This window comes from Micromonospora sp. NPDC047753 (assembly GCF_040642735.1).
In the GTDB taxonomy this organism is placed as follows: domain Bacteria; phylum Actinomycetota; class Actinomycetes; order Mycobacteriales; family Micromonosporaceae; genus Micromonospora.
This window is the reverse complement of record NZ_JBEYSL010000875.1, coordinates 1-1,245: the sequence shown is the minus strand read 5'-3', so window position 1 is coordinate 1,245 and position 1,245 is coordinate 1. Positions and strand designations below refer to the sequence as shown.

Here is a 1,245-nt window from a genome sequence, read left to right as displayed (position 1 = left end):
GCCGGTGGCACCCGGTGGCCGGCTTCGGGCAGGCGGCGGGCGCGCTGGAGCGCCACCTCTACCGCCCGGACCGAACGGCGGGTACGGCATTCACCGCGCTGGCCGTGGGCGGGCCGGTGTTGCTCGGGGCGGTCGCCGCGGCGGCTACCCGCGACCGGCCGGTGACCCGGGCGGTGCTGGTGGCGGCCGGCACCTGGACCGTGCTGGGCGGCCGCACGCTACGGCACGAGGCGACCGTCATGGGTCGTACGCTGCGTGACGGTGACCTGCCCGCTGCCCGGCGACGTCTCGGTCACCTCTGCGGGCGGGACCCGTCGACGCTGGGCGAGTCGGAGCTGGCCCGTGCCACAGTCGAGTCGGTCGCGGAGAACACCTCCGACGCGGTGGTCGCTCCGCTGCTCTGGGGTGCGGTCGCTGGTCTGCCCGGGCTGCTGGGCTACCGCGCGGCGAACACCCTTGATGCGATGGTCGGGCACCGGTCGACGCGCTACGCGCGGTTCGGCACGCCGGCCGCTCGGCTGGACGACGCGCTCAACCTCCTGCCGTCCCGGCTGACCGGGCTGCTCACCATTGCCGTCGCGCCGGTCGCGCACGGGGACCGGCAGCGCGCCTGGCAGGTGTGGCGGCGGGACCGCAACGACCACCCGAGCCCCAACGCCGGTCAGTGCGAGGCGGCGATGGCGGGCGCGCTCGGGGTCCGCCTCGGTGGTCGCAACGTCTACTTCGGGCGCTCCGAGGTGCGGCCGTTCCTCGGCGACGGTCCCCGCCCCGAGGCGCGGCACCTGAAGCGGGCCGCCCGGATCTCCGGCGCGGTGGGGCTGGCCGCCGTCGGGTTGGCCGCCGCGTACCCGGTGACGCTCGGCCGGCTGGTCGGCGCGCTGAGCAGGCGTGCACTGACCGGTGCCGTGGACCGGCGAGGGTCGGCGGATATGGCCGGAGGGCGCGGGTGGGGTGGCGTGGCCGGGGCCCTGCGGTCGGGCGCTGCCGGTGAGCAGGGGCTGCGAGCCGTCGGTGTGGGCAGGGCCGCCGGGGTGCGGCGGGGGAGTGGGAGGTGAGCGGCGGGCTGCTGGTGGCTGGCACGACGTCCGACGCCGGCAAGAGCGTGCTCACCGCCGGCATCTGCCGTTGGCTGCACCGGCAGGGCGTGTCCTCATCCTGCTGCTGGCCACCGCGACCATTCTGCTGATCCGCAACATGAACGCTCGGCTGCGCCGTCTGCCGGAGCGTTTCCCCACGCAGTCAGGG

The 1,245-nt window shown here is 76.1% G+C and carries 1 protein-coding gene; it reads left to right on the top strand.

Features of this window, described 5'->3' with window-relative positions; translation table 11 throughout:
- On the top strand, positions 1-1,055 hold a 1,055-nt coding region (locus ABZ749_RS35390), incomplete at its 5' end, for a cobalamin biosynthesis protein (protein ID WP_357235797.1).
- Positions 1,056-1,245: the final 190 nt, after the last annotated feature.